We start from the raw sequence: 24708 nt of genomic DNA, 5'->3' as shown, positions 1-24708 counted from the left end.
CGCGAGGCTATGCGGGCAGTCGCATCTGCTTGCGCAGGCTCTTGTCGAAGGCCTTGGCCGGCGCGAACCGGCGCAACAGCGCGATCTGCTTGGCCAGCTTGCCGGCCGGGTAGCGCAGGCGCGGCTGCGGATCGACCGCGGCCGCGCGAACCACCGCGGCCACCACCTCGGGCAACTCGGCGGTCGGCATGACCTCGTCCAAAAGCGCCCGCACGCCCGCCCGCGCCTGATCGTAGACGGCGATGTGGGCGTCCGACTCTGCGGCGTTCTGGTCGAAGGTGCTGCGGATGTAGCCCGGCTCGATCAGGGAGACGCGGACATTGAAGGCCCGAACCTCATGGTCGAGCGACTCCGAATAGCCCTCCAGGGCATGCTTGGTGGCTGCGTAATGGGCGGAATAGGGCGCGGGGATCAGTCCAAGAACCGAGCTGATGTTGAGAATACGACCTTGGCGCCGGGCGCGCATCGACGGCAGCACGGCGTTGGTCATCCGCATGACGCCGAACAGGTTGACGTCGAACAGGGCCTGGACCTGACCGATCGAGCTTTCCTCGGCCCCGCCCGTCAGGCCAAGACCCGCATTGTTGACCAGCACGTCGATCTGGCCTGCCTCGGCCAGCACTTCGGCGACCAGTTCGCGGACGGACGCATCGTCGGTGACGTCGCACACCACCATACGAACCCCATTGGGCGCAGCGACGGTCGGTCGGCGGCTGGTCCCATAGACCGTGTAACCGCTCGCGGCCAGAGCTTGAGCGCTGGCCAGGCCGATGCCGGCGGACGCTCCGGTCACCAGGGCGATCTTCTTGCGTTGAATGGTCATGGGCCTTCCCGTAGGCAGCAGGCGCAAAAGCGACGCCGCTCATTGCATTACGATCATAATGTGAAAGTATGATCGTAATGCAATGAGAATCTCGGAGGCAGGACATGCGCTATGAAAAAGGTCATCGGGACGCGTCGCGCGAGCGCATCCTGCAGGCGGCTTCGGGACGCTTCCGGGCCGACGGCATCGCCGCCTCCGGCCTGGCGCGCGTCATGAAGGACGCTGGCCTGACGAACGGCGCCTTCTATCCACACTTCGAGTCCAAGGCCGAACTGGTGCGCGAAAGCCTGGTCGCCGCCCTCGACGCGCAGGCCGGCCAAATGCGACAGATCCTTGCCGCTGACGGTCTCGAAGGGCTGATTGCGGCCTATCTCTCCCCAAAGCACCGCGACAATCCGCAGGACGGCTGCGCCACCTCCGCGCTTGCCGCCGAGATCGCGCGCGAGCCTCTGGAAACCAGGTCCGCCTACACCGGGCGCGTCGCTGCGTTCGCCGAGCTGGTCGCTGCTTACCTTCCGCCGCACGCCTCGGACCGGGAAGCCGCCGCCACGGCGCTGCTGGCGACCTGCATCGGCACGCTGCAAATCGCGCGCGCCGTCGACAGCACGGAGATGTCCGATCGCATTCTCGCGGCGGGTCAAGAAGCGGCGCTGACGCTTTTGCGAACTAGCGCATCATCAGCGACCTAGGCGGCGTCTGACTACTTAGTCTTTGGCGAGGTCGCGCCAATTGCCGAATTAGCAGGGGGTCACGTCAGGCGGACAGTGGTGAAGTCGTCTTCTCATCCACGCCTAGTCGGGGTTGCCCCCGCAAAGCATGGCCTTGATCCGGACATGCGCGACGATGAAAGTGGCTTCGTCCACCACCAAGAGTGTCCAATGTCCGGCAACGATCAAACTCGTCGGGCCGCGATCGGCGGCGCAGCGCTGACAATGGCCTCAGCCAGCTCCCTGGCGGCTCTAGCCGCACCACGCGCCGTCGGCGGGACGGGACTGGAGACTGGAGCGATCCGGGCCATCGGCGTTGACACGGTGCGGACGAATTATATGGGCCGTCCGGCCTTACGCGCCACGGCATTGGAAAACGTTCCAGAGCTCGATCGGCTGGTGGTGCTCGACACGCCCGCCTTCGGCGACGGCGTCATCGAAGCCTGGATAAGCGGCGCCCCGAGCGCTACAGCCAGCGCCACGGCGCGAGGCTTCGTGGGCCTGGCTTTCCGGGTGCGCGACGAAGCTCAGCTGGAGGCCATCTATCTGCGTCCAACCAACGGCCGGTCCGACGACCAGTTACGCCGCAACCATGCCGTCCAGTACATCTCTCACCCAAACTATCCTTGGGAGCGGCTGCGCGCCGAAACCCCGTCCAGGTATGAGACCTACGTCGATCTCGAACCTGGGCGGTGGACGCTCATGCGGATTGTGGTGGCGGGTTCCAAGGCTCGGCTGCATGTTGACGGCGCAGAGCAGCCGACCCTGATCGTTGGCGACCTCAAGCACGGCGCCGACGCCAAGGGCGCCGTAGCGCTCTGGATCGGCCCGGGCACGCTGGCCCATTTCAGCGGCGTGAGGATCACGTCCTAGGTGTCGTGAGATCCAAGCGCCGGATCGAGACGCGGCCCAGCCTCGAAGGCTTGTTCGCAAGGTTCACGCTGCTGGCCTCCGAGCGCTGGGAAAGCCCTACACAGCAGCGCCCGCCCCCCGCCTGAGCCACTCCTTCCCTGACGGTCAGGCCGTCCGCTTTTGCGGCGTGGTTGCGCCAACAGCCGACCTTCGGCCATCTTCGGAACTCCAACAGTTAGGCCCGAAACCGCGTATCGCCCCCCGCCGTTGATCGAACTGTCGAGTTGGGAGCGGACGTCCTCTGCGTCCTAGAGGCCAAGATCAGCGATGGCGTCGGACAGCTCCTGAGAGCGGAAAGGCTTGGTCAGACGCGGTAGATCCGGCGCGATGCCATGCTCCTCCGCATAGCCGGAAATGATCAGGGCCGGCATGGAGGGGCGAGAGAATCTGACGGCGCGCACGAGCTGGGCACCGTCCATGCCGGGCATCAAGTGGTCTGTCACCAGCAAGGCGAGGTCGTCGCGTTCCCTCATCAGCATCAGAGCGCGCTCGGCTGATCCAACTTCAATGACCTCGAACCCCAAGTCCTCCAGCATCCGGGCGGTGCTCTCGCGTACGATCTCCTCGTCATCGACCAGGAGGACAACGCCGTGCCGATCGCTTGCCGCTCGAGGCTCACCCTGCCCTTCGATAGGCGCCGCGCTCAGCTTTTGGCTAACCGGCAACCAGAGCGTCACCCGGGTGCCGTCACCCATCCGGCTCGCAATATCGAGCGCACCGCCGAGCTGCAGGGCCAGGCCATGAACCATCGACAACCCAAGTCCCGTGCCCTTGCCGATGCCCTTGGTTGAGAAGAACGGCTCGATCGCCCGCTCCATGGTCGCCGCATCCATGCCAGCGCCGGTGTCAGCCACCGTGATCTTGATATAGCGCGCGTCCGTGAGGCCCTGAGGCTTGGCTTCATCCAAGGCCGACATACCCACCGAGATGCTCAATTCGCCGCCGTCAGCCATGGCGTCGCGTGCGTTAACGCTGAGATTGAGGATGGCCATCTCGAGCTGGTTGAGATCGCCGTGGGCCATGGGCAAGTCTGGCGCGATGTCGGTCACCACCCGCACCTGTGGCCCGGTCGTGCTCGACACCAGGTCGGCCATGCCCGCCACGAGGCTCGCCGTGTCGACAGCGGTCGGCTGCAGGGGCTGTCGCCGGGCGAAGGCGAGCAAACGCTGAACGAGGGTCTTGGCCCGCTCGGCCGATTGCAGGGCGCCGTCGATCAGGCGCTGCTCGCGCTCGGTGTTCAGCGCCTTTCGGCTCAACATGTCGAGTGAGCCGATGATCGGGGTCAGAAGATTGTTGAAGTCGTGGGCCACGCCACCGGTCAGTTGGCCAAGCTGCTCGACCTTCTGGGACTGGCGCAATTGCTCCTCGGCGTCGGCCAGGCGGCGCTGTTCGGCGACCCTGGAGGTGACGTCGTAGACGAACTGATAGGCGCCGGCGATCTGGCCTGAGGCGTCGCGGTAGTTGCGGAACGTCATCTCGAACCACCGGCGCTCATACCCCGCGCTCCCGAATTCGCGGATGTCGGTGTATTCCTCACCGGCGAGCGCCCGATCCCAAGAGGCCCTGACATCGGCGACGTCTCCTCGTCGCTCGCCAAGCAGCGTGATCATGTTGTCGCCAACCTGCGGCCGGGCGCCGTAGACCCGCTCGAAGGCGTCCATCCCGGCTCGATTGATCGCCAGCACCTGGTAGTCCCGGTCCATGACAATGATGATGGCGTCGGTGTTCTCCACGAGGTCGACGAGCAGACGCCGCTCGGCGATCCCCTCGGCGATCCGGCGCTCCAGGTGCTGGTTCAGCTCCCGCAAGGCTTGATCATTGGCTTTGCGCGCGGTGATATCAATCGCCGTGCCGATAACCCGCAGGCAGCGGTCGCCTTCGAAGAGGCCTCGGCCCTTGGCCGCGACCCAGCGCAGGATCCCGTCTTCCAGACCTATGGTGCGGTATTCGACATCGTAGACGTCACGCACGGCGGGATCGGCCGCCGCGGCGAAGGCCCGCGCCGTCGCTTCGAGGTCATCGGGATGAAGACCGGCGTAGAAGTCGGCCAGGGTGACGGTACGGTCCGTCAGCAGGCCGAACATCGCCCTCAAGCGCGGCGGCCAGTAGAGGGTGTCGTTGACGACGTCGACGTCCCAAAGACCGATCTCGGCGGCGTCAGTCGCTAGCCGCAGCTGTTCTTCGCGCCGGCGCAGGGCCGCCTCGGCGCCGGCGCGTTCGATGTGGGCCCATGAGCGCTCGGTCACCGCGCGAATGATGGCCAGTTCGTCGTCGGTCCAGGCGTGAGGGACCTTGTCGTGAATGGCCATCAGGGCCACCAGGCGCCCGGCCTTGATCAGCGGCATGCAGATCGTCGCGGCGACACCGATGTCCTGGAACGTCTGGGCTTCGTGCGGCGCAAGTTCGGCGAGGTTATCGTTGACGATCAGCGGACGCCCCGCCCCAAGCTCCCGAACGGCCAAGACCCCGAAGTCGGCTAGACGGTAGTGGCCGACGATCGAGGGCGAGCCAGGTTCGTGCCAGTCGCCGCGGATCGTGAAGCCGTCCTCGTCCGCGTCCATATCGGCATAGGCGCAGTTGGAGACGCCCAGATGCTCGCCGACCATGCGCGTCGTAACCTGAAGGATTTCGTCGGCGGTGCTGTAGGCGCTGAGCGCCAGCCCGAGATGGTCGAGAAACTGGAAGACCCCCGCGCTGGTGGCCAGTTTCCGCTCCGCCACGACGCGCGTGGTGATGTCGAAGACCATAGCCAGAATGCCGACCGGGCGGCCCGCGTCGTCGCGAATAGGTGTGTACTCAAGGTCCATCCAGACCTGCTCGGCGCGACCAAGCCGCCAGAGCTCGAGGGGCTGGGCGGCGTAGTGGAGCGCCTCGCCCGCCAAGCCCTTTTCGAGGACGTTGCGGTTGAACCCCTCGGCTTCGGGCCAGATCTCCAGGAGCTTGCCGCCTAGGGACGCCGGGTGCCTGGGACCGCAAACCTCGGCATAGCCGTCATTGTAGATCAGGCGCCCCTCGGCTCCCCAAAGCACCACCATTGGCACGCGCGAGGACAGTACGGTCTGCACGGCGAAGAAAAGCTCCGCCGGCCAGGCTGCGATCGGCCCCAGGTCGGTCGCGCTCCATTCATGGGCGCGGATCAAATCGCCGACCGCGCCGCCCCCCTGCAACTGGCGAGGAACCGCAGGCCTCGGGACTTGAGCATCGGCTTTGAAATCGTCCACGGCCCACTCTCTTTGAGCCGTAGCGATAGCCGAACAGTTCGGGCTCGAAAAGTCGATCGACGAGATCAAATCGATCGCGAGTCTCCCCCTCGTGGCGGCCCGTCTGGCCGGGGTCGACCTCGAAGGCTCGGCAGAAGCTGGCGCTGGCGGCGATGACGATCAGATCATCACCTAGAAGCAGGGTCGGTTCGGACGCGCTGGCGATGATCGCCATCGCCAGGCCATGGCCGGCGTCGACGTGCAGAATGGGGTGGGCAGCCATGGCTGTCCTTCGCCGACCAGAGGCTCGCGAAGCGAAAGCCATACCTGGCTTGGAATATCTTGGAGACCGCTCGTGAACTCGATGCGGATGAGGCCAGCACCACATCACGTCCAGCTTGGAAGGGCGGGCCTCTTATTCGGCCCTACGAGAATTCATGCGTCGACTATCGGCGTCGGCGCCATCATGGCGATGACCAGATCAAGAAGCGCCGAAGGCCGGTAGGGCTTGGGAAGATATCGACCGTTCGCCGGCAGGTCGACGGGCTTTGGGACAGCCGCCCCCGAGGTGGCGATGATCGGCAGTTTGGGCCAACGCAGAGCCGCCAGACGCGCAAGCCCCAGGCCGTTGATTTCGCCGGGCATGTCCACGTCGGTGAACATCAAGGCGATGTCGGGTCGGGCGTCCAGCAGCACGAGCGCCTCGCGGGCGTCAACGGCTTCCAAGGCGTCGTAGCCGGCGTCTTCCAGGATGTCGCAGGCCAGCATGCGGACCAGCACCTCATCCTCGACGACCAGCACGACTTGCGGCGCCGCGCGGGCTCCGTCCGCGGTCTCGCCGCCCTCACTGCCCATCGAAATGCCTCTGGCGCGACCTGGCGCCGAAAGGCGCAAGCAACGTCGACTACCCGACATAACCCGAGGCGAGCGTTTTAGTTGCGTCGCCGTTGGATAATCATTCCCAGGCCCGGGCTTCGGCGCCATGGCCAAAAGCCATCCCGTGCACCTTCGGAGACACGGCCCCTTTGTCTCGCGAACAGATCGCAACCCTGACCAAACCCTGGCGTTGTCCTGCCCCGGGGAAAGCGCTGATCGGGTTGGAGATTTGTTTTGAGCGACGCGACCTTGTCCTTGGAGGACCAAGGCCCGATCGATCGGCGGGACCTGGTGTTCGTCGCCGTGGATCGTACGCGCACGCCGATGGTCATCTGCGATCCGCGGCAGATCGACAACCCGATCATCCTGGCCAACCAGGCCTTCTTGGATCTGACAGGCTATGCGCTCGCCGAGGTGATCGGCCGCAACTGCCGTCTGCTGCAAGGCCCCCAGACGGCCCGCGCGGCGATCGACGCCATTGGCCAAGCCGTGCGGGAGGCGCGCGACGTCGAGGTGGAGATCCTCAACTACCGCAAGGACGGTTCGACCTTCTGGAACCGGGTCAACCTCAGCCCCGTGCACGACGAGGCTGGCAGGCTGATCTACTTCTTCGGCTCGCAGGTCAACGTCACCCAACATCGCTTTGCGCAGGCCAGCGAGGCCGAGGAAAACCGCATCCTGCTGCGTGAGATCGACCATCGGGCGATGAACGCCCTGGCGATCGTCGAGGGCATCGTGCGGCTCAGCCGCGCCCAAGACATCCAGCAATACGCCGCGGCGGTGCAGCAACGGGTGCAGGCCCTGGCCAGGGCCCATGCCTTTCTCTCCGAGAGACGTTGGCAGGCCGCCCCGCTGGAAGACGTCCTGCGGCTGCAAATCGAGCCCTATGGCCTGGGCCGTGCGACTCTGGACGGGCCCAACATTCAGGTCAGGGCGACGCTGATCCAGCCTCTGGCTCTGGTATTCCATGAGATGATCGCCAACGCCGCGATCCATGGCTGCCTGTCGGCGCCGGCCGGCGGCTTGGCCGTGCGTTGGGCCCCGCACAATGATGCCAGCGGCTTTCACTTGGTCTGGGAAGAGACTGGCGGGCCGCCGCCGCGCCAGCAACGCACGGCGGGCTTCGGTTCGGCCATGGTCGCCGCGATCATCGAGCGCCAATTGCGCGGCCAGGCGCGTCTGGACTGGCCGCCCACAGGCCTGCGGGCGGAATTCACCGTGCCGGACGCAGCCGGCGAGCCCGCGCCGTTTCGGGTCGCCGCCGGCGGTTGATCGCACATCGGACACGTCAATTCGGATCCAGGGCGCTATTCTTGGATGGCGCGCAGTCGTCGTCCAGGCCCACAACCAAGCCTCCATGACTCGTCCGGTTCTGGACATTGCCTTGGCCGGCGCAGCATTAAGGTTCTGCACGCATTAGCATTGAGCGGCTGCGATGTCCGTGCGCTGGCGGCGGCCGCATTAACCCCCAGCGACCAGGAACAACGCCATGCCCACCGACAGCCTCAGCTGCTCTGGAGGGGAAGCAGGTAAGATCTCCGCCGAGCAAAGACGACGCATAAACGCTATTCTCGACGACAACCAAGTCATGACGCTGGCCACGAACCGTCCCGACGGTTGGCCTCAGGCCACGCCGGTAAACTACCTCCATAATAGCGGCCTGTTGTATTTCGTCGTCGCCCGCAACAGCCAAAAGCTGGCGAATATCCAGCAGGACGGCCGGGTGTCGATCACGATTGGCGGCGCGAGGAAATCTCAAACCTCGGGACTCTCGATAGCGGCCATGGTCACGGAAGTGACCGAGGGTGAGCAGATCGCGCAGCTGAACACCTTGTTGTGGAACACTCCCGCCGGGAAGGCGTATTCACCTCACCCGGGCGCCAACAGCATAGCGGTGCTTAAGGCGACGCCACGGATCATCTCGCTTATCGACTACGCATTCCCGCCAGGCCAAGCCCAGACGATCTTGATCGAGGAGCCCGGGCCCAGAGGCGCGATATCGGGCTGGTGAGCTTCTGGCCAGCGACCTCCGCTTGCCGCGCTTGCCCACCCTTGCGGGCAAACTTGCGCCATCTTCGGCCAGCGTCGTGACGTTGACCGACGTGTAAGGATCGCTTGCAGCCTAGCTAAGCGCAACGCCTGGTCTCCTGCCCGGCCGCTTCCGAAAATCCAAGGACTGGCCGGGCCGCGCCAAGCAAGGGCTGCGCGCCATGATGCCTGCCTACGGCTCCTTCCTGGGCCAGCAGAGGGACCTTTCCCCGGCTTCGAACTGGCCCCCAAGAAGTACATGATCAGCGAGCGCACGGGGTGGGGGCAGCAGCGCTTTTGCCGCCACCACCCTGGACAGCTACCTGCGCAACAACAGGATCGAAGACCTCTATGTGATGGGCTTCGCGCTCAGGCAGTGCGTCGATTCGACCATGCGCAATGCTCCCGACCGCGGCTAGGCGCCCATGGCGCTGATCGGCTCGTCCAGCGCCTTGCGGACGGCGACGGCCAGGTCACTGACCTTGAAGGGCTTGCGCAGGACGGCTTCGGAATCCACCAGTTCTCGAATGGCGCTCGCATCGGCGTAGCCGGTGATCAGCAGCATGCCAAGGTCGGGAATGACTTGCCGCGCCTGTCTGGCGACCTGGGCGCCGTCCATGCCCGGCATGGCGAAGTCGACCACCATCAGGTCCGGCCGATCCTCGACCAGGCGCGCAAGTCCCTCCTGGCCGCTCGCCGCTTCGGTGACGCGGTAGCCCAGCGATCTCAGGCACTGGACCAGGAACCGGCGCACGCTGGGGTCGTCGTCGATCACCAGGACGCGCTCGCCCGCGCTGAGAGGGGCCTCGTTTGGCGGGATGTCGCTGGGCCGGACGCGATCGTCCGCCTCGGTGATCGGCAGCCAGATCTCGATCTTTGACCCGACGCCGACGGTGCTGTCGATCCGCACTGCGCCGCCTGACTGGGTGGCGATGCCGTATACCTGGCTTAGACCCAGCCCTGTTCCCTTACCCACGCTCTTGGTCGTGAAGAAGGGGTCGAACACCTTCTGGAGCAGATCCTCGGGGATGCCATGGCCCGTGTCGCTGACGGCGATCACGACGTGGTCGCTGGGCTGCAGCCCCTCGTGCCACTCATCGGAAATCCGGCTGGAGATGCTCACCGTGCCGCCGTCGCCCATGGCGTCGCGGGCGTTGATGGCCAGGTTCAGCACCGCCAGTTCCAGCTGGTTGGCGTCGGCCTTGGCCCGCGCCGTTCCAGCGCCCAGCGCCATGCGGACCTCGACTGTGTGGCCCAGGGTCCGGGTCAGCAGATCGTCCATGCCGGTGATCAGCGCATCGACTTCCACCGGCTGCAGGTCCAGTTGCTGGCTGCGCGAGAAGGCCAGCAATTGCGCGGTCAGCTTGGTGGCGCGCTCGACGCCTTCGCGGGCGTTGGCGGCCATGCGCTTGACCCGCTCGTCGTCGCTGCGCCGCTCGATCATGTCGATATTGCCGACGATGGCGGTCAGCAGGTTGTTGAAGTCGTGGGCTATCCCGCCGGTCAGCTGGCCGATGGCGTCCATCTTCTGGGCCTGGACCAGGGCGGCCTGGGCCTGCTCGCGCTCGCTGATCTCGGCCAGCAGGCGCTCGTTGGCGCGCTGAAGCTCGCCAACGCTGTCGGCGATGCGCTGCTCGAGGGTCTCGTTGAGCAGCCGCAGCTGCGCCTCGGCGGTCTTGCGAGCGGTGATGTCGAGGCTGATCCCCGACATTCGCCGCGGCTTGCCGGGTTGAATTCGGTTGAGCCGTCCCCGCACCTGCACCCAGTGCAGCGCGCCGTCCGGCCAGAAAATCCGGTACTCGACGTCGTAGTCTTCGGCGCGGGCGATCGAGGCGTTCAGCGCGCCCGCGCGCAGGGCCATGTCCTCGGGGTGGACGGCCGCCTCGATGCTGGCCAGCGTCAGAGGCTGGTCGGGTGAGTGGCCAAAATGCGCGCGCGCCACCGTCGAGGTGGTCAGGGCCCCGCTGTCGAGATCCAGATCCCACGCCCCTAGCTTGCCGGCCTCCAGGGCGAAACGCAGCTGCTCCTCGGCCTTGGTCTGGGCGAGCAGGTGATCGCGCGCGCCATACTGGCGATGCCGGGCGCGGATCGCCGAATGCGCGGCGCTGATGAGCGTCTCGGCGTTGATCGGTCGCTCCAGCAGCACGACGTTGCCGATCGCCCGCAGGCGTTCGGCGTCGGCCTGGGTGCGCTTGCCGGGCTGCTTGGTGACCAGCACGATAAACGGGAAGTCCGACCAGGTCGGTTGCTGGGCCAGCCAGTCGGTCAGGGCGTCGGTGGCGCCCTGGGCCAGGGCCTCTTCGGTGAGGATCGCCGCGCCGGCCTCGTCCCCCAGCGCCTGGGTCAGCCCGCCGAGGTCGCCGCAGATCTGCGAGGCGTGACCGACATGGGCCAGGGTCTCGGCGATGACCGTCGCGTCGCGCCCCCGCGGCGCAAGGATGAGGATCGGCTTAGGCATTCGTCGGCCGATTGTTCTCCTCGCCCAGCATGTCGATCTTGCCCTGGTAGGACGGCAAGCCGGACATTACGCCCTGGAAGTCGGTCAGCGCCTGGCCCACCTCGATGCCGTGCTCGGTCAGGCGGATCTCGCGGATGGTCTTCTCATGCGCGGCGGTGCGGCTCTTGACCGCCGAGATCGCCGTCAGCACCGAACCGGCGGCCTCGAAGAAGCGAAACAGCAGGATGCCGTCGCTGAGATAGCTAAGGTCGATGTCGCTGCGGACCTCGCCGATGAATCCGTGCTGGCCAAGGATCAGCAGGGTGACCACGCCCTGCTGGTTGAGATAGGTCAGCAGCTCATGCATCTGCAGCAGCAGGAACTTCTGCCCAGGCATGGCCTGGAGGTAGGCGTTGAGGCTGTCGATCACGACCGTCTGTACGCCCAGACGCTCGACCGCGTCGCGGACGTGGAAGGCGAATTCGCCCGGCGACAGCTCGGCCGGGTCGATCGCGCGCACGAGCAGACGGCCGCTATCGATATGGGGTTGCAGATCCATGCCCAACGCCTTGGAGCGCGTCAGCAGGGTCGTGAGGCCTTCGTCGAACAGATAGTAGGCGACCCTCTCGCCGCGCTCCAAGGCGGTTAGGGAGCAGCGGACCGATGTTGTTGTCTTGCCCACGCCCGACGGACCGCTGATCAGTGTATTGGTGCCGCGCGTAAGCCCGCCGCCCAGCAGCGCGTCGATGCCCAGCGCGCCGGTCGAAACCATTTCCTGAGTGAAGGTCGCGGGATGGTCGGCCGCCACCAGGCGCTCGAAGACCCGGATGCCGCCTGTGTCGAGCGAAAAGTCGTGGAAGCCGCCGCGGAACTTGATGCCCCGCATCTTGACCACTTCGAGCTGGCGGCGCTGGGCGCCATATTCGTGGGTCATCCGCCGCAGACTGATCACGCCGTGGGCGATGCTGTGCAGCTGCAGGTCGCCGTCCTCGGCGGTCTGGTCGTCGAGCAACAGCACCGTGCAACGGCGCGTGGCGAAGAAATGCTTCAGCGCCAGGATCTGGCGGCGGTGGCGCAGCGGGTTCTGGGCAAGCAGCCGCATCTCCGACAGGCTGTCGAAGACGACGCGGAGCGGCTTGGTCTCCTCGACCTGCTTCATCACCCCGCGCGTCGTTTCGCCCAGTTCAACATCGGAGGGGTGCAGAACCGACTGCTCGCTGTCGGGATCCAGGCCCTCTTCGCTGACCAGTTCGAACAGGTCGATGCCGTCCAACGACCAGCCGTGGCTGGCGGCGGCGGCCCTGAGCTCGGGCTCGGTTTCCGAGAGGGTGATGTAGAGCCCGCTCTCGCCCAACTCCCGTCCCTTGAGCAGGAACTGCAGCGCCAGGGTGGTCTTGCCCGAGCCGGGCGTGCCCTCGACCAGATAGATGCGATCGCGCGTCAGGCCGCCGCCCAGGATGTCGTCAAGCCCCGGCACTCCGGTGCTGACACGGCTCTCGACCCTGGCTTCAGACATGCTCGCTCCGCAAACGACGCGCCTGCCCCCTTATGCGGCGCACAGCCGGAGTAACGCTGAAGACAAGGCTAAGTTCAGTTCCCATGCGGCGAACCGGGGCGCAGTCTGGCGGCGCATCGGATAGCCGACACACGCACGGGAGAGGAACCACAGGTCCTTGGCCCAGGCTCTGCCAACAACATTGGGGGGCGCCGGGAGCCGCACGATGCCCAGGGCTAACGAGACCTTCAGCGCCAGTCGCTGACGTTGGCGCATCTCCCGCAACTGGACCTTCCGCGCATATCTGACAGCGCGACGGTTCGCGAGGAAGAAACGCGGCGCGAAAGCTTGAAAGGCCGTGCATCAGACCTATCAAACTGTGGACATCGATCCAGCGAAAACCAACCGGAAACCATCCTGCGCGACAACCCGGCCCTTGGATTAAGCCGTGAGGTTTGGTCATGGATTTTCAGGAACACGCACACCACCACCACCACATTCGCGAAGCGCTCGCCGCGGCCCTCAATGAGCGCCGCCCCGTCGATCCCGCCGCCTTGCGATCGGATCGACATTGCCCCCTCGGTTGCTGGATCCACGGCGTGGGCGCCCGGCGTTGGGCCGGCAACCATGCCTTCCTAGGCTTGCTGGAAAGCCATCGCGCCTTCCACCAGCAGGCGGGTTTGGTTGCCGACCAGATCAATCGCGGGCAGTGGACCGAGGCTCGAAGATCGCTTCGGCAGGGATCGCCTTTCGTTCTGGCGGTTGCGGACTTAGCCGCCGCCTTGAGGCGAATGCGGGCGACGGCTGGATCGGTTGCGGCCTAGCTAAGCGCGCCGCGCCAAGGCCGCCCCGGTTTGCGCCCCGTGAGGTGGAAACAAGAAGCGGCCGGCGCGCGCGCCATCACGCAGTCGGATCTCCAAGATCACAGGCTCGCCGGCGTCCGCCAGGCGATGGGCCAAGTCACGCGCGGCCTGCTCGGCGCGGGCGCCGGTGGCAAACTGGAGGGGACCGCCGCTAAAGTCGCCGCGAACGATCCAGCCGTCGCTCGACGGCTCGACAAAGATGAAACAAGGCATGGTCATAGCGCAAAACAGTGAGCGGAGCGAAGTGGCGGCCGGCCCTCCGCCCCAACTCAAGAGAACATGTCGCGGTCCAGGCGGCGCAGCGCGGACAGGACCTCGCTGAGCGGCACAGGCGCGGGCGTTCCCAAGAGCCATCTCTGACTGGGCCGGTGCTCGACCGCGCTGGCGTCCGACGCCCAGGCCGCCAGGATTTCGCGCTTTTCGGCGAGACCGAGATCCTGATCCTTCAGCACCTCCAAGGGGTGGAGGAAGCCGAACGCCGGCCGAACCGGCCATGGCCGAGCCCGGTCGTTTGCATGGGTGTGCGTGCGCATGGCCAGCTCCTTACGCGGCCTTGCGCGTCTTAGCCGGCTTGAGCTCCAGCGCCTGTTGGCCCGCGCCGACCCCGATCGCGATCTGCTTGGGTTTCAAGGCCTCAGGCACCTCGCGGACCAGATCGATCGACAAGACGCCATGGGCGTGGAAGGCGTCCTTGACCACGACATAGTCGGCCAGCTCGAACCGGCGCTCGAAAGCGCGGTGGGCCAGGCCCTGGTGCAGGAAGGTTCGCGCGCCCTGGTCTTGGTTCGCCGCCCTTCGCCCCTTAATCACCAAGAGATTGGGCTCGGCCACGACCTCGAGATCCTTGGGCGCGAAGCCCGCGACCGCCAACGAAATGCGGTAGGCGGTCTCGCCGGTCTTCTCGATGTCGTACGGAGGATAGCTGGCGCTCCCTTCGGTGCGAAGCGCTGTCTCGACGAGATCGACCATGCGATCCACACCGATCATGGAGCTGTAGAGAGGGTTGAAATCAAAAACGGTGCTCATTTCCATCTCCTCGAAAGCAAGTTGGACATGAGGGGCGCCGAGCCAAGCGCCATGCGCCCCAGGGCCAGGCCCCGTCGGCGCCCGGCAAGCAGGCGATGAATTAGGGCGCGGCCGAAAAGCGTCAAGACGCTCGCATCAGAAATTTTTCGATCCTTGAACCGAAGCTTTGCACGGCCTGAACCCGAGGCTGAACCTCGCCGCTGTGCATCACTGTTGGAGATTAGGTCAACGATCATCCTGAGCGGTGATCTCGGCGACCAAACACGACCCGTGTGAGACCTTGCGCCTGGTCGCCTCAGTCCCCAAACGCGAAAGCCTGGGGAGGCCGCGCGCTCAGCACGGCTTCCCATCTTGAAATGGTCGCCGGAGAAATGCGCCTAGTGGCGGCCTTCGGCGAATTCCTCGACCATCTTGGCGCAAAAGGCCGGTAGGTCGTCGGGCTTGCGCGAGGTGACCAGGCCGTTGTCGACCACCACGTCCTGGTCCACCCAATTGGCGCCGGCGTTCGTCAGGTCGGCTTCCAGCGACGGCCACGAGGTCATCTCCTTACCCTTGACGGCGCCGGCGTTGATCAGCGTCCAGGGCCCGTGGCAGATCGCGGCGATCGGCTTCTTCGTCGTCACGAAATGCTTGATGAAGTCGATGGCCTTGGGCTCCAGCCGCAGGGCGTCGGGGTTCATCACCCCGCCCGGCAGGACGATGGAGTCGTAGTCTTCAGGCTTGGCGGCCGAGAGTTCGCGATCGACAAGCACCGTGCGGCCCTTGTCATGGTGTTCCCAGCCTTGGATCTGCCCGCCCTTGGGCGAGACGACCTCGACCTGCGCGCCGGCGGCCTTCAGGGCCTCGACCGGCTTTTCAAGCTCCGACTGCTCGAAGCCGTCGGTGGCGAGCACGGCGACCTTTCGGCCGGCCAGGGTTTGATCGGGCATGGGAGGACTCCTCGGCAAGCGGCAGGGATCAAGTCTTGGCGGAAACCCGGTCTGGCGAGCGGCGGTTCCAATCAGCGCCGACAGCGGAAAAGCCAGAAGCCGTTTCCGAGATTTCGGCGCCGTTCGAGGTGCTAAACCCCCTTAGTTGTGGGCGTGATGCTCGGCGTTGCGCTTGCGCGTCGCGGCCGCCTTCTTGGCCGAGGCCGAGCGGTCGGCGGCGCTGCGATGGGCCGACGCTTTGCCCCCCCGCCTTGCCGCCCTTATGCGCCGCCGGATGACCCGTGGACTTTCCGCGTCCGGAGCCGCCCTGCTTCTTGCCGCCGCCGTCATCCTTGTTGACCGTGGCCCAGGCCCGTCGCTCGGCTTCCTTCTCTGAAACGCCCTTAGCCTCATAGCCTTGCGCAATGTGGTCGGCCTTGCGTTCCTGCTTGCCGGTGTATTTCGATTTGTCACCTTGAGGCATCTGACGTCTCCGTTGAGATGGGTGGTGCAACGCCCACAAAATTCCCGCCGCCCCACCCCGTTCCCACAGTAAAGTCAGTCGCTTAGCTCGAGTTTGGATGTCGCATTTCCGACAGAGGAACAGGCAGAGGATATCCATCGTTTGCCTCTCGCCACGTCCATCGCGCGGCCAACATCAAGATGGAAAGCAGATGACCATGAGCCAGAACCGCGACAACCAAGGCCTGCAGCAACAGCCCAACGACGCCCAGCGCCAGCAGGCCGGGCAGCAGAACCAGCAGGGCGAGACGCGCCAGCCCCAGCAGCAAGACCAGAACCCTCAGCAGGCTCAGCCGGGCCAGCAAAACCAGCAGGCCGATCGTGAACGCCGCCCCAATGAAGGCGTCGAAGGCACGGACCAGGACGGTCTGAGCAACGGCGGCGTCACTGGCGGTAACGGCGACATCCGTCCGGGCCCCGACGGCGGCGCTGAACGTTGAGCCTTCGGAGGACCGCTCTCGAGCGGCCCTCTTTCCGTCCACCATCTTGATCGCGCGCCCGTACGTGGTGAGCTTTCGCCATCGACGCGGCGAAATCGGAGGCGACGATGACCTGCGTTTTCGAGGTCTCCCCGTTTGAGGGGGGCTGGTCGGTCAAGCTCTGCGACACCGGTGAAGTTCTGTTTTTCGAAACGGGCGGACAGGCCGAGCGGGAAGCCAGGCGGCTGGCCGCGAAGCATCCCGGCGGCGCGCGCGTGCGGGTTTTGGATCTAAGGCGCCAATTGGCGGGTGAGTGGATGCCGCAAGGCGACCCGATCTTGCCAGTCGGGTCGTACGCCCAGGCCTAACCCCACGCCTTTGCCGAGGCGCGGGCCCTGGAACGGAGACAAATCATGTCCGATCGGAACGCCGAAGGCGGAAAGGCTAACGAGGCGGAGGCCCCGGGCGAATTCACGGCCCTGGGCGGGAGGAAAGCGGTCGAGCGAACGGGGAAGCGGTCACAAGCCAAGGCGGGGCCCGATGGCGGCGCATCCGCGGACGTTGGCGACACCTTCAAGTCCGGTCCTAAACGGAGGTGAGCGGATGAAGAGCCATTGGCAAAAAGATAAGGGGATTAGTTATGTCCAAGGTCGCTGACCATAAATGGTCGGCCAAGGTCACCAAGACGAGTGATGCGCTCGGGCCTGAAGGCTCACCTCTTCGAGCAGGACGATCCGGCCAGGATCGCCGCCTCCCTCAAGCGTTCGGCCGAGCATAGCCACCGGCGCAAGGGCACGCCGTTTCAGTCGGCGATGTCGATGCTCACCTTCTGCATAAACCGCGCAGGCGACAACCTGTCGGCCGAGCGCAAACAGGTGCTCAACGCCGCCAAGGATGAACTGCGCCAGCAGTTTGGTCGCAAGCCGGCTTAGCGACACGTGCGGCGTCTCCCCGGAAGCCGACATTGGCTTGGCTCCAGAAACTGTACGATCGGCGCGCCATGCGCAGGCGCGAGATCGGCCCGTTGTGGACATCGGCACTATCCGCCTGTCAGCGCCTAATGGAATGGCAATGCCCCCTTGTCGGGTCAGCGACGTCGATGGAATGCTCTAAAGCTGGATGATCCCACGGCGGTGGCCGACGGTGACCGCCTGGGTGCGGTCGGTGACCTCCAGCTTGTTGAAGATGCTGCGCATGTGGCCCTTCACCGTGTCCTCGGACAAGGCCAGGCCGCCGGCGATCTCCTTGTTGGCCTGGCCGGTGGAGACACGACGCAACACGTCGATCTCGCGCTCGCTCAAGGGTTCGGCCGTGGCGTTGATTGCGATGTCGTGCGCCACCTGCGGGTGCAGTTGGCGCCTGCCGGAATGGACGGCCCGGATCGTGTCGATGAGCTCGCGGCGCAGGCTGCTCTTGAGCAGATAGCCGCTAGCGCCGGCCTTGAGGGCGCGCAGAGCCCGCACGTCGCCCGCATAGGTGGTCAGGACGATGATCCGGGCGCGGGGCGCCTGGGCGCGTTCTGGCCTTGCTGAGCGCGGCCGCATTGATCATTGGCCTTTTGGGCAGGATCGCAGCCCTCGTCCTGGCCATCGCCTTCACCATGCTTCTCGCGCTGAGGGGGCCGCGCGGGCGTTTCTGGCGGTCAACGCCCTGCACGCAATAGCGATCATGCCGGCCGGTTCAGGCGGCTACTCCCTCGACGCCCATCTCTTCGGCCAGCGGGTTATTCGCGTCCGCCCTTGCGGCCGCACTTTAGTGTAGCCCCGCCATAGCCGTCCCGGGTCTTACCTGCAGCGCGGGAAGATCAGATCCTGGCAGCGCTATCGACACAACGAGCTTCCCATGCCTTCCGACCCGGCCGCGCTTGACGATAGGACCAGACCAAGGCTCACAGGGATATTCCCTGCCGCAGGCAGGTCCGCCATAACCCGCGCCCGTTGGGGATTGGCGCCCCATCTCTTGCAGCGCGCCCCGGGGGCGTCCCGGCTAGTCCGCCAGCTTCGCGCGAAGATGCTGCACTTGCTTGTTCAAGCCATCGAGGTCCTCGGCGGTCAGTCCCGACTTGGCGGCCAGGGTCTGTCCCAGGCAGTCGCATTCCTTGAGCAGGGCTCGCCCCGCGTCGGTCAGGCGGACCTGGACCTGGCGCTCGTCGGCGGCGCTTCGCTGGCGCACGACAAGACCCGCCTGCTCAAGGCGCTTGATCGGGGGCGTCACGGTGCTGGACTCCAGGAAGAGCCGCTGGGCGATCGCGCCGACGGTGGCGCCGTCGGCCTCGCCCAGAACGTTCAGGACCAGATACTGCGGATAGGTGATGCCCATCGCATCGAGCATGGGCTTGTAGGTGCGGTTGATCGCCATGCTCGTGGCGTAGAGCGAAAAGCAAACCTGGTCGTCGAGCGGGATAGGCACGGTTGTTCCTCTCTGGGCTACCCAACGCTCCTTACCACGAAAAATGATATCGCGATAAATAAATCGCTGGACAGCGCGCCGCAGCACCTCTAGGCATATCGATATCGCGATAACAGATATCGCGGAAACTTTCTTAAGGGGATCCAGATGAGCCAGTCCAACCGTACCTCCGTCCAAGCTTCACGCCGTGGCCTGATGACCGCCGGGGCCGGCCTCATGGCGGCGGCGCTGCCGATCGCCGCCGCAGCCCAGTCGCCCGCCGCCGCAACGCCAGCGAAGGCCGCCAAGTCGACCACGGGCAGCGGCTACGTTACCGTCCAGGACGGCGCGCAGATCTTCTACAAGGACTGGGGTCCCAAGACCGCCCAGCCGATCGTCTTCCACCACGGCTGGCCGCTGAGCAGCGACGACTGGGACGCCCAGATGCTTTTCTTCCTGGCCCAAGGCTATCGGGTGATCGCCCATGACCGTCGCGGCCATGGCCGCTCGAGCCAGACCGACACCGGCAACGAGATGGACACCTACGCCGCAGACGTCATCGCGCTGACCGACCACCTGGACCTGAAGAACGCCATCCATGTCGGCCACTCGACCGGCGGCGGCGAGGCGATCCACTACGCGGCCCGCGCCAAGCCTGGCCGGGTGGCCAAGGTCGTGCTGGTCGGCGCGGTGCCGCCGATCATGCTGAAGACCCCCGCCAACCCAGGCGGCCTGCCCCGCGAGGTCTTCGACGGCTTCCGCACCGCGCTGGCCGCTAACCGCGCCCAGTTCTTCCAGGACGTTCCGGCCGGGCCCTTCTACGGCTTCAACCGTCCGGGCGCGAAGGTCAGCCAGGGCCTGATCGACAACTGGTGGCGCCAGGGCATGATGGGCGGGGCCAAGGCGCACTATGACTGCATCGTCGCCTTTTCCGAGACCGACTTCACGCCGGACCTGCAGAAGGTCGACGTCCCGGTGCTGATCATGCACGGCGAGGACGACCAGATCGTCCCGATCGCCGACAGCGCCCACCTGGCCATCAAGCTGGTCCGGAAGGGTACGCTGAAGACCTATCCGGGCCTGCCGCACGGCATGGCGTCGACCCATCCCGACGTCATCAACAAGGACCTGCTGGCCTTCTTCCGCGCCTGACCTCGCCCAACATCTGGCCTCGGCGGGTGTCGAGGCCAGACCCCTCACGACATTTCGGCGGCGCAGCCGCCCACCTCAAGGATAACTTCGATGCTCAAGTCTGCTCTGCTGTCTGGCGCCCTGGCGCTCTCGCTCGCCGCTTCGGCTTCGGCCCAGCCGGCCGCCCCTGCCGTCAAGAACGTCGTCCTGGTTCACGGCGCCTTCGCCGACGGGTCGGGCTGGCGCGGCGTCTACGACCAGCTGACCGCCCGCGGCTACAAGGTCAGCATCGTGCAAAACCCGCTGACCTCGCTCGAGGCCGACGTCGACGCCACCAATCGCGTCATCGCCCGCCAGGATGGGCCGGTGATCCTGGTCGGACACTCCTATGGCGGCGCGGTGATCAGCCAGGCCGGTGACAATCCCAAGGTCGCAGGCCTCGTCTATGTCGCCGCCTTCGCCCCCGACGTAGGCCAGTCGGTGCTCGACCAGTACGCCGACATCCCTCCGCCGCCCAACTTTCAGCCCCAGGAAACCGCCGATGGCTTTGCGTTCCTGAAGGCCGAGACGTTCCGCGCCGGCTTCGCGGCCGATCTGTCGGAAAAGGACGCGGCCTTCCTGCAGGCCTCGCAGAACCCGGTCGCGATGGCCGCGCTAAAGGCCAAGCTCACCGTCGCGGCCTGGAAGACCAAGCCCAGTTGGGCCGTCGTCGCCACCGAGGACGGCGCCATCGCCCCGGCGCTGCTGCGCAAGACCGCCCAGCGCATCGGCGCCAAGGCGACCGAGGTGAAGGGAAGCCACGTCGTCTTCGCCTCCCAGCCCAAGGCCGTGGCCGGCGTCATCGAAGCCGCCGCCCAAGGCGTCAGCCAGGGCGCCACGCGCCCTTAAGTGCATCAACGAAAACCCGGCCCCGACGGGGCCGGGATCTGGAAGGAGACCACCATGTCCAACTTCTTCGGCGCCATCGTCGCCGCGACGCTGCTCGCCTCGCCGGCCCTGGCCGCCCAGCCTGTCACCCGCACCGACCTGCAGCGCCACGACCTGTCGATCCCGGGCCGCGAGACGATCCAGGCCCGCATCGACATCGCGCCGGGCGCCGAGGCCCCCTGGCATCGCCACCCCGGCGAGGAAGTCATTTACGTCCTCGAAGGCGTGCTGGAGTACCAGCTGGAGGGCAAGAGCCCTGTCACCTTGAAGGCCGGCGACGTGCTGTTCGTCCCGGCCGGCGTCGCGCACAAGGCGCGCAATCCTGGGGCCGCCAACGGCGCCGAGCTCGCCACCTACATCGTCGAGAAGGGCAAGACGCTCGTCGAGCACGCCCACGTCGTCGACCACGCCAAGTAAAGGCCCGAGCCTCGTCGGGCTGGGCGGCCCGCCACCAACCTCAAGGCGCTTGATCGCCCTGGGTCGTTGGCGGGCGAGGCGGCTCTCGCGATTGAGCCCGCCAACGAACTGCGATCCGGTCCCTAGCATCCCGCTGGCGAGGACCTTCTGACCCGGCAATGACCATGTGGCTTTCAGTTCTAATCGCCTTCCTCGGAATGACCGGTCCCGCCAGCCTGGATCGAGAGACCGCGATCATCGAGGCTTGCCGGACGTGGAGCCGTTCTTCCGATAACCAATCACAGCCCGTGCGCCAGATCGCGTCCGACGGCCTGTGCTTCTCGGGCCCAATCAACGATGAGACATCGGCGGCGTTCGTCAGCGCGCTGTCGAAGTTCGAGCCTTCGGCCCCTGTCGTGGTCGTGGTCAATTCGGGCGGCGGCGAGATCAACGCCGGCATGGCCATGGGCGAGGTGCTGATACCCCGCCAGACCACGGTGGTGGCCCAAAAGGTCTGTGCGTCCTCGTGCGCCAACTACCTGTTCACGGCCGGCGACCGTCGCGTGATCGACGATGACGCCCTGCTGCTGTTCCACGGCGGGGCGCATCGGCTCGACGAGGCCCAGCTGCGCAAGGCAATCGCGGCGCAGGTCGCGACCGAGCAGGTCGAGGCGCAGGTCGCCGGCGTTCGCGCCGGCGTCCAAAAACAGATCGATCGGCAGGACGCGTTCCTGAGACGGGCCGGTGTCGACGTGAACTTCTTTCGTTGGATGGCGGGCTTCAATGATCTCTCGGAGGACGGACGCCTGGCGCTGTGCCCGACGCCCGATCCGGTCATGATCCTCTATTCGGACCGCCTCCTGGCCACGCACGGCGTCACTGTCGACGCCAGTCGGGGACCAAGGTCGCAGGCCGCACTGGACGCAGCCGTAAGGGCCCTTGGCCGCAGCGATGCGGCCTGCTTCATGCGGTAGCGTAAGGCAGATTTCATCGGCGAGGCCAAGAGGCCGGCGCCGGACGGAGCCCTCTCGCCGGGTCACCGTGCTGTTGCACTGCGGGGCGCCCGACGGTAAGGGAGTCCTGTCGAAAAAGGTGGACCGGACGTGGTGAGCCCCGGTCAGCTATCCAAGCGGTAGCGATATTCCAGCCCTGAGGGCCGCGGACCACGACAGAAGCGGACTTGCGCCGTTTTCTCGTCGAAGGCCCTGGAATGATCGACACTATGCCCGGCCGATCGGTCCTGTGCGTCGCGAAAAAGCGGCCAGTCCTTTTCGTCGCCTTCGGCGACGTCGAGCGAAAGGATCGCACGCCGTGCAGAACAATACCCCGAACAATACCCAAGTCCTGATCGTCGGAGGGAGCCTCGTTGGCCTCTCCGCGGCGCTATTCCTCTCTTCCCGGGGCGTCAGGACAATCCTGGTCGCTCCCCCCCTCAAACCGACAGGCAGTATCGATCGCAATTTAGGATTTCCGATCCACGCCCGTCTGGCTGGAGCTCTCGCGCATTCCGGCAAACGCCAGGCCGTTTAACTGGGTGGACAGGAAGACCGGAACGCCCTGACGTTCGCCTACCGGGGCTAGGCCGCTGCTACCCTCACCAGATGCATACCGAGCCGAGGGGCGACAAAGGCAAGGATGCAAGGCGTCTTGACCCTCGAAGCTCGCCAGGGTGGTCTCCTCTGATCGACGGGGTAACCATCATGACGATCTCGACCGCGAGACAGGCCTTGGAATCATTTCTCCTGGGTCCGATGGGGCAAAGCGTGGCAGTCACCGGGCGCTGGGGCGTTGGGAAGACTTATACTTGGCGACGTGCGCTTTATGCCGCAAGCCACAAGGTGAAGCTACCGCCCTACAGCTACGTCTCCCTCTTCGGCTTGTCGGACATCCAGGCGGTGCGGCGCACCATCTTTCTTAACGCGGTGGCACCGGAGCCTGCCTCCTCAACGGACATCCTGAGCAAGTTGCGGCATGTGGCCGACAAGAGGCTGAAGAAGGTCTACGGCGTCGCTGAGCGGGCTATCCCGCATCTGAAGGACGCTGACACCGCCACGTTTCTTGGGTGGTTCGTGAAAGACAACCTTATCTGCTTTGACGACCTGGAACGCCGTAATCCAACGCTCAAGCTCGCTGATCTTATGGGCCTTGTGTCGTTCCTCAAAGAGGAGTGCGGCTGCAAGGTCGCTGTGATTGTCAACGATGAAGCCTTCAAAGAAGAAAGCCCCGAATTCCGCCGCTACTTCGAGAAGGTGTTCGACGCATCGGTCCTTTTCGAGCCGTCGATCGACGAGGCTCTGGACATCGGTGTCACCCGTGACACGCGCGCATCCCGGGCGCTGAAGGTGCATGCCCGGACTCTTGAGATCAGCAACATTCGCCTGCTTCAGAAGCTCGATCGGTTCGCCCAGCAAATCGATGACGCTTTGGCGCGTAGCGAAGAGCCGGTCATCGATGAGGTTATGCGATCGCTTGTTGTCCTGGGTTGGTCCATGTTCGACCCTGACCACGCGCCGCCGCTGGAGTTCATCGACGAAAGCCGCCCTGAGCGAGCCCTGCGCCTACTGGGCGGGCCGACCAAGCCTGAGACTCCAGAAGAGACGCGTTGGAGGGAGCAACTCCGCGCTCTGCGCTTCTCGGGTCTCAGCGATTTGGACCGTTTAATCCAGGGCCTCTTGGGCGGTCGAGCCCTCGACGGCGCAGCGCTTCAGGAGCTGTGCAGCGAAGGCAACGAGCGCGTTCGGCGCATGGTCAAGCGCAGCGACTTTCAGGATGTGATGACCGAACTTGAAATCGGCTGGGGTGGCTCAGTGGACGAGTTTGTTCCGCGGCTACTTCAGGCCATGCGATCCGCAGCGGCTGACCTGTACCTCGGCGACGTGGATCTTGCTTTCCGCACTCTGACCGAGCTTGGCTATCCAAATATCGCCGAAAGCAGCGCCCGGGAGTACCTAAGTCAGGTGGCTCCCTCTCACCCAATCCTGTTTTACGACCTCTCCAAGTTCGCAGAGGGCATGCAGGCTCTCATACACGCACACCGGCAGCCGGTGACCGAGGAACGATCGCTCGCCGCAATCCTTCGGTTCATAGTCAGCGACGCGCACCACGCTCGAGAGTTGGAACAACTCGGCCACGCGGATCCCGCCGATGTCGCTTTAGCACTGAAACAATTTGGTGGCTCTGTGGAGCGCCTCTATCGCGAGGTGAAAGCTCAAGCCCATGCACCACAAGCCCTGCCGCGCTTGAGCGATGCCTTGCAGATCCTCGCTGCTGAATCTGACCTCAACAGGTTTCGGCTGCGAAACCTGCTTGCTGCTTCTGAGACGGACCTTCGCGTCGTCTCTTCGGTTGGGACGGATGAGCGATGACGTCCCCGGCATTGCATTATCGCCTGCAAGGCTTGTCAGCACGACCAGATCGCACCACCGGAGAAGGTCATGGATTGTTTGCACCAGAGGTCGCCCTTAAGGCGCGAGATCGCGCGAGCTGTGTAACGATGCCAGGTCCCGTTGCATGGAAGATTCCAGAGCAACGAGGTCATCGAGACTTTGAAACCGATCACCTCTGACACAACTGGCCGTCCTTTCTCCATCCGTGCTGAACGGATTATCGGCCAGGCGGCGATGTGCGCCAAAAACACTTAGTTGTTCACA

General features: G+C 65.3%; 26 protein-coding genes and 1 pseudogene. 15 read left to right on the top strand and 12 right to left on the bottom strand.

The features are described from left to right. Nucleotides 1-7: 7 nt before the first annotated feature. Nucleotides 8-823 (bottom strand): oxidoreductase, encoded by an 816-nt coding sequence (locus ACODR1_RS03365; RefSeq protein ID WP_488879200.1) that lies wholly within the window; start codon nt 821-823, stop codon nt 8-10. A gap of 104 nt (nt 824-927) precedes the next feature. Between ACODR1_RS03365 and ACODR1_RS03360 the strand changes: the two genes are divergently transcribed. Both ACODR1_RS03360 and ACODR1_RS03355 read left to right on the top strand, forming a co-directional pair. Continuing rightward, nucleotides 928-1512 carry a TetR/AcrR family transcriptional regulator gene (locus ACODR1_RS03360; RefSeq protein ID WP_488879199.1) on the top strand — a complete coding sequence of 195 codons (585 nt, stop codon included), beginning with the start codon at nt 928-930 and terminating at the stop codon, nt 1510-1512. Between the two features lie 189 nt (nt 1513-1701). Beyond that, nucleotides 1702-2403 (top strand): hypothetical protein, encoded by a 702-nt coding sequence (locus ACODR1_RS03355; RefSeq protein ID WP_488879198.1) that lies wholly within the window; start codon nt 1702-1704, stop codon nt 2401-2403. A gap of 287 nt (nt 2404-2690) precedes the next feature. On the opposite strand, the gene ACODR1_RS03350 is transcribed toward ACODR1_RS03355, so the two are convergent. From ACODR1_RS03350 to ACODR1_RS03340, 3 genes are all read right to left on the bottom strand, one after another. Continuing rightward, entirely contained in the window at nt 2691-5663 is a 2973-nt protein-coding gene (locus ACODR1_RS03350) for a PAS domain-containing protein (protein ID WP_488879197.1), read from the bottom strand. Then, nucleotides 5566-5925, bottom strand: a complete 360-nt coding sequence (locus tag ACODR1_RS03345; protein ID WP_334349009.1) for a hypothetical protein — start codon at nt 5923-5925, stop codon at nt 5566-5568. Before ACODR1_RS03345 ends, ACODR1_RS03350 begins: the two co-directional genes overlap by 98 nt. Nucleotides 5926-6077: 152 nt before the next feature. Continuing rightward, on the bottom strand, nt 6078-6497 hold the full coding sequence (locus ACODR1_RS03340) for a response regulator (protein WP_334349008.1): 420 nt from the start codon (nt 6495-6497) through the stop codon (nt 6078-6080). Between the two features lie 255 nt (nt 6498-6752). Between ACODR1_RS03340 and lov the strand changes: the two genes are divergently transcribed. The 3 genes and pseudogenes from lov to ACODR1_RS03325 all read left to right on the top strand — a co-directional run. Further along, a complete protein-coding gene (lov, locus tag ACODR1_RS03335; RefSeq protein ID WP_488879196.1) occupies nt 6753-7790 on the top strand; it encodes a blue-light-activated histidine kinase in 1038 nt (345 codons plus the stop codon). Between the two features lie 217 nt (nt 7791-8007). After that, nucleotides 8008-8529: a pyridoxamine 5'-phosphate oxidase family protein gene (locus ACODR1_RS03330; RefSeq protein ID WP_488879195.1), complete on the top strand. Its 522-nt coding sequence runs from the start codon at nt 8008-8010 to the stop codon at nt 8527-8529. A 319-nt stretch (nt 8530-8848) separates the two neighbouring features. After that, nucleotides 8849-8965, top strand: a pseudogene (locus tag ACODR1_RS03325) (isochorismatase family protein); the annotation flags it as partial. On the opposite strand, the gene ACODR1_RS03320 reads toward ACODR1_RS03325, so the two are convergent. Beyond that, nucleotides 8962-11004, bottom strand: a complete 2043-nt coding sequence (locus ACODR1_RS03320) for a hybrid sensor histidine kinase/response regulator (protein WP_488879194.1) — start codon at nt 11002-11004, stop codon at nt 8962-8964. The pseudogene ACODR1_RS03325 and the gene ACODR1_RS03320 sit on opposite strands and share 4 nt — an antisense overlap. Continuing rightward, nucleotides 10997-12499, bottom strand: coding sequence for an ATPase domain-containing protein (locus ACODR1_RS03315; protein WP_488879193.1), 1503 nt, complete (start codon nt 12497-12499; stop codon nt 10997-10999). Before ACODR1_RS03315 ends, ACODR1_RS03320 begins: the two co-directional genes overlap by 8 nt. Nucleotides 12500-12939: 440 nt before the next feature. Here ACODR1_RS03315 and ACODR1_RS03310 point away from each other — a divergent pair, with 440 nt between their 5' ends. Further along, entirely contained in the window at nt 12940-13302 is a 363-nt protein-coding gene (locus ACODR1_RS03310) for a CZB domain-containing protein (protein WP_488879192.1), read from the top strand. 308 nt (nt 13303-13610) lie between these two features. On the opposite strand, the gene ACODR1_RS03305 is transcribed toward ACODR1_RS03310, so the two are convergent. From ACODR1_RS03305 to ACODR1_RS03290, 4 genes are all read right to left on the bottom strand, one after another. Further along, the gene (locus ACODR1_RS03305) at nt 13611-13874 is read right to left on the bottom strand and encodes a hypothetical protein (RefSeq protein ID WP_488879191.1); all 264 of its coding nucleotides are present in this window, start codon (nt 13872-13874) and stop codon (nt 13611-13613) included. Nucleotides 13875-13884: 10 nt separating this feature from the next. Beyond that, entirely contained in the window at nt 13885-14367 is a 483-nt protein-coding gene (locus ACODR1_RS03300; protein WP_116490012.1) for an Hsp20 family protein, read from the bottom strand. A gap of 377 nt (nt 14368-14744) precedes the next feature. After that, complete coding sequence (locus tag ACODR1_RS03295; RefSeq protein ID WP_116490011.1) at nt 14745-15296, bottom strand: type 1 glutamine amidotransferase domain-containing protein; 552 nt, start codon at nt 15294-15296, stop codon at nt 14745-14747. A gap of 28 nt (nt 15297-15324) precedes the next feature. After that, a complete protein-coding gene (locus ACODR1_RS03290) occupies nt 15325-15759 on the bottom strand; it encodes a hypothetical protein (RefSeq protein WP_488879190.1) in 435 nt (144 codons plus the stop codon). Nucleotides 15760-15949: 190 nt separating this feature from the next. Between ACODR1_RS03290 and ACODR1_RS03285 the strand changes: the two genes are divergently transcribed. From ACODR1_RS03285 to ACODR1_RS03275, 3 genes are all read left to right on the top strand, one after another. Continuing rightward, nucleotides 15950-16237 (top strand): hypothetical protein, encoded by a 288-nt coding sequence (locus tag ACODR1_RS03285; RefSeq protein WP_488879189.1) that lies wholly within the window; start codon nt 15950-15952, stop codon nt 16235-16237. Nucleotides 16238-16344: 107 nt separating this feature from the next. Beyond that, nucleotides 16345-16584, top strand: coding sequence for a hypothetical protein (locus ACODR1_RS03280; RefSeq protein ID WP_488879188.1), 240 nt, complete (start codon nt 16345-16347; stop codon nt 16582-16584). 324 nt (nt 16585-16908) lie between these two features. After that, nucleotides 16909-17148: a DUF3175 domain-containing protein gene (locus tag ACODR1_RS03275; RefSeq protein WP_488879187.1), complete on the top strand. Its 240-nt coding sequence runs from the start codon at nt 16909-16911 to the stop codon at nt 17146-17148. A 177-nt stretch (nt 17149-17325) separates the two neighbouring features. Here the strand turns inward: ACODR1_RS03275 and ACODR1_RS03270 are convergent, their stop codons facing one another. Further along, nucleotides 17326-17760 (bottom strand): LuxR C-terminal-related transcriptional regulator, encoded by a 435-nt coding sequence (locus ACODR1_RS03270; RefSeq protein WP_488879186.1) that lies wholly within the window; start codon nt 17758-17760, stop codon nt 17326-17328. Between the two features lie 442 nt (nt 17761-18202). Next, on the bottom strand, nt 18203-18625 hold the full coding sequence (locus ACODR1_RS03265) for a MarR family winged helix-turn-helix transcriptional regulator (protein WP_488879185.1): 423 nt from the start codon (nt 18623-18625) through the stop codon (nt 18203-18205). Between the two features lie 147 nt (nt 18626-18772). On the opposite strand from ACODR1_RS03265, the gene ACODR1_RS03260 reads away from it, so the two are divergent. The 6 genes from ACODR1_RS03260 (at nt 18773) to ACODR1_RS03235 (ending at nt 24423) form a co-directional block, all read left to right on the top strand. Then, complete coding sequence (locus ACODR1_RS03260) at nt 18773-19756, top strand: alpha/beta fold hydrolase (protein ID WP_488879184.1); 984 nt, start codon at nt 18773-18775, stop codon at nt 19754-19756. A 90-nt stretch (nt 19757-19846) separates the two neighbouring features. After that, nucleotides 19847-20623 carry an alpha/beta fold hydrolase gene (locus ACODR1_RS03255; protein WP_488879183.1) on the top strand — a complete coding sequence of 259 codons (777 nt, stop codon included), beginning with the start codon at nt 19847-19849 and terminating at the stop codon, nt 20621-20623. A 54-nt stretch (nt 20624-20677) separates the two neighbouring features. Continuing rightward, nucleotides 20678-21079, top strand: coding sequence for a cupin domain-containing protein (locus ACODR1_RS03250; RefSeq protein ID WP_488879182.1), 402 nt, complete (start codon nt 20678-20680; stop codon nt 21077-21079). Between the two features lie 158 nt (nt 21080-21237). Continuing rightward, on the top strand, nt 21238-22032 hold the full coding sequence (locus ACODR1_RS03245) for an ATP-dependent Clp protease proteolytic subunit (RefSeq protein ID WP_488879181.1): 795 nt from the start codon (nt 21238-21240) through the stop codon (nt 22030-22032). A 268-nt stretch (nt 22033-22300) separates the two neighbouring features. Continuing rightward, a complete protein-coding gene (locus tag ACODR1_RS03240) occupies nt 22301-22588 on the top strand; it encodes an FAD-dependent monooxygenase (protein ID WP_488879180.1) in 288 nt (95 codons plus the stop codon). 170 nt (nt 22589-22758) lie between these two features. Further along, nucleotides 22759-24423 carry a hypothetical protein gene (locus ACODR1_RS03235; protein ID WP_488879179.1) on the top strand — a complete coding sequence of 555 codons (1665 nt, stop codon included), beginning with the start codon at nt 22759-22761 and terminating at the stop codon, nt 24421-24423. Nucleotides 24424-24708: the final 285 nt, after the last annotated feature.

The organism is Caulobacter sp. FG7, assembly GCF_057808875.1.
Note: the sequence above shows the minus strand (reverse complement) of the source record. Positions and strands in the feature narration are given on the sequence as shown.